This window comes from Mycobacterium sp. TH-M106, assembly GCF_057473765.1.
In genome coordinates this window covers 1-3,392 of sequence record NZ_JBYCLE010000355.1, presented here as the reverse complement: position 1 = coordinate 3,392, position 3,392 = coordinate 1, and the positions used below count along the sequence as shown (strand labels likewise).

Genomic DNA, 3,392 nt, shown 5'->3' with positions numbered 1-3,392 from the left:
CGCACCAGCCCGCCGTACGTCCGCAGGTGAACATCGCCGGCATCATCTTGGGCGGCACTCCGGCGAAGTCCAGAATCACCGCCGCCCAGAACTCGACGTTGGTCTCGATGGCGCGGTCGGGCCGCCGCTCGCGCAGTTCGGCCAGCGCCGCCTGCTCCAGCGCGGCGGCCACCTCGTGGCGGGGTGCTTTCAGCCGTTCGGCGGTGGCCCGCAGCACCCGGGCGCGGGGGTCCTCGGCTCGGTACACCCGATGCCCGAAGCCCATCAGCTTTTCACCGCGGTCGAGGACGCCCCGCACCACCGCGCGGGCGTCGCCGGAGCGTTCGACGTCCTCGATCATCGGGAGCACCCGGGCGGGTGCCCCGCCGTGCAGCGGGCCGCTCAATGCGCCGATCGCGCCGGACAGCGCCGCGGCGACGTCGGCGCCGGTGGATGCGATCACCCGGGCGGTGAACGTGGAGGCGTTCATGCCGTGCTCGGCGGCCGACACCCAGTAGGCGTCGACGGCTTCGACATGGCGGGGGTCCGGTTCGCCCTGCCACCGGGTCATGAAACGTTCGGTGATCGTGGCGCACTCGTCGATCACCCGCTGTGGTACGGCGGGCTGGTAGATGCCACGGGCGGACTGGGCGACGTAGGACAGCGCCATCACCGACGCGCGCGCCAGCTGGTTGCGGGCGGTAGCGTCATCGATGTCGAGCAGCGGCGCGTAGCCCCAGATCGGCGCCAGCATCGCCAGTCCGGCCTGCACGTCGACGCGGACATCGCCGGAGTGAATCGGCAGCGGGAACGGCTCGGCGGGCGGCAATCCGTGGCCGAACGTGCCGTCGACCAACAACGCCCAGGCGTCGCCGAAAGTGATCCGGCCCACCAGGTCTTTGATGTCGACGCCGCGGTAGCGCAGCGCACCGCCGTCTTTGTCAGGTTCGGCGATCTCGGTGGTGAATGCCACCACCCCGTCCAGACCGGCGACGAAGTTCTCCGGGACCACAGTCATAGGGCGATTCTTGCACTCCGCCGTCGGCGCCTGGTTACCGGTGGGTAAAACCGGCCGGGATCGGGGCGGTAGCGTTGGCAGCTGGCAAGTGGTGCGAGGTGACCGCCGACGACGATGCAGAGCAAAGCGATGCTGAGGAGTGGCGACGTTAACGGTCCAGACAACGAGCAGCTGGCGGCGATGCGGGTGGAGTATCGGTCGGAGAAAGACAACAGCGACAACCTCGACGAAAGCTGGCTCGACGAGGGTTGGCAGGTTTTGCTGCGCAAGTGGATCGGCGACGCCGAAAGCGCGGGGATCGCCGAACCCAACGCCATGGTGCTGGCCACCGTTGAGTCGGGAAGACCGGTCAGCCGGTCGGTGCTGTGCAAAAGTCTCGACGAAGCCGGCATCACGTTTTTCACCAACTACGACTCGGCCAAGGGCGCCGAGTTGTCGACAACCCCGTACGCATCGGCGACGTTTCCCTGGTACCAGCTGGGCCGACAGTTTCACATTCGCGGTTCGGTAACCAAGGTCGACCCGCAGGTCACGCAGGACTATTGGTCCAAGCGACCGCGTGGCTCGCAGCTGGGCGCCTGGGCGTCACATCAGTCACAGCCGATCGCTTCGCGCTCGGAGTTGCTCGATCAGCTGGCTGAGGTGACCGCTCGCTTCGCCGGTTCCGAAGCGGTACCAGTGCCACCGAACTGGGGCGGATACGTCATCGCACCCGAGGTGGTCGAATTCTGGCAGGGCCGAGAAAACCGGTTGCACAACCGAATTCGCGTTACCGGCGGCCGCATCGAGCGACTGCAGCCTTAAGTCGGTCGATGCGGGCTGCGGTGCCGGGGTTTACCCGATACCGCAGGTCGGCACTGAAACGGCGGCAGTTCCCCGCCCCCTCAGGCGCGCGGCGCTGGTACCGACTACCTTCGGATGCACGCATCCATACCGACGAGCAGAAGGCGCAAAGGGGCACTTGTGGCTGAAAACGTGGCTGAAAACGTGGCTGACAACTCCGCAACCGACGACACCGCCACTCTCCGGTACCCGGGGGGCGAGATAGACCTGCAGATCGCCTATGCCACCGAGGGAGCAGACGGCATCGCGCTCAACCCGCTGCTGGCCAAGACCGGGTACACCACGTTCGACGTCGGCTTCGCCAATACCGCTTCCACCAAGAGCGCCATCACCTACATCGACGGCGACAACGGCATCTTGCGCTACCGCGGCTATCCCATCGAGCAGCTCGCCGAGAAGTCGACGTTCATCGAGGTCAGCTACCTATTGATTTACGGTGAGCTGCCGAGCAGCGACCAACTGGCGACGTTCACCCGGCAGATCCAGCGGCACACCATGCTGCACGAAGACTTGAAGCGGTTCTTCGATGGGTTCCCGCGCAACGCTCACCCGATGCCGGTGCTGTCCAGCGTGGTCAACGCGCTCTCCGCGTACTACCAGGACGCACTGGACCCGATGGACAGCGAGCAGGTCGAGTTGTCGACGATCCGGTTGCTGGCCAAACTGCCCACCATCGCCGCCTACGCCTACAAGAAGTCGACGGGTCAGCCGTTCCTGTACCCCGACAACTCGCTGACCCTGGTGGAGAACTTTCTGCGGATGACGTTCGGCTTGCCGGCTGAGCCCTACCAGGTCGACCCCGAGGTGGTTCGTGCGCTGGACATGCTGTTCGTTCTGCATGCTGACCACGAACAGAACTGTTCGACGTCGACGGTGCGATTGGTGGGCTCGTCGCTGGCGAACCTGTTCACCTCGATCTCCGGCGGCATCAACGCGCTGTGGGGCCCGCTGCACGGCGGCGCCAACCAGGCGGTGCTGGAGATGCTGGAAAAGATCCGTGACCAACACGGCAACGTCACCGATTTCGTCCGCAAGGTCAAAAACCGTGAAGACGGCATCAAGCTCATGGGTTTCGGCCACCGGGTCTACCGGAACTACGATCCGCGTGCCCGCATCGTCAAAGAGCAGGCCGATAAGATTCTCGGCAAGCTCGGCGGGGACGACGAGTTGCTCGGCATCGCCGTGGAGCTGGAAGAGGCGGCACTGACCGACGACTACTTCATCGAGCGCAAGCTCTACCCGAACGTCGACTTCTACACCGGCCTGATCTACCGGGCGATCGGCTTCCCGGCCCAGATGTTCACGGTGTTGTTCGCGCTGGGCCGGCTGCCGGGCTGGATCGCGCACTGGCGCGAGATGCATGACGAGGGCGATTCCAAGATCGGTCGGCCCCGTCAGGTCTACACCGGCTACACCGAACGCGACCACAGGGGCATCGACAACCGCGGCTGACAATGGGAACTAATGGCCCGGAGTCCCCGGCTCTCAGACATCTGTGTTTCGGAAACGGGAGCCAGCACGCCGAGGCGCTAGGCCGGCGCGTTCGAGCAGG

At 65.5% G+C, this 3,392-nt stretch carries 3 protein-coding genes; 2 read left to right on the top strand and 1 reads right to left on the bottom strand.

Annotated features, from left to right (window positions below; translation table 11 throughout):
- Positions 1–997, bottom strand: a 997-nt coding sequence (locus AC2VOP_RS12455) for a citrate synthase 2 (RefSeq protein ID WP_486961256.1), incomplete at its 3' end; no start/stop codon positions are given.
- 129 nt (positions 998–1,126) lie between these two features.
- Here AC2VOP_RS12455 and pdxH point away from each other — a divergent pair.
- Positions 1,127–1,801, top strand: a complete 675-nt coding sequence (gene pdxH / locus AC2VOP_RS12450; RefSeq protein WP_486961257.1) for a pyridoxamine 5'-phosphate oxidase — start codon at positions 1,127–1,129, stop codon at positions 1,799–1,801.
- A 183-nt stretch (positions 1,802–1,984) separates the two neighbouring features.
- On the top strand, positions 1,985–3,292 hold the full coding sequence (locus AC2VOP_RS12445; protein ID WP_486961255.1) for a citrate synthase: 1,308 nt from the start codon (positions 1,985–1,987) through the stop codon (positions 3,290–3,292).
- The last annotated feature ends 100 nt before the right edge of the window (positions 3,293–3,392 follow it).

Coding starts and splice junctions, on each gene's coding strand:
- pdxH (WP_486961257.1), top strand. CDS start 1,127: ATGCTGAGGAGTGGCGACGTTAACGGTCCAGACAACGAGCAGCTGGCG.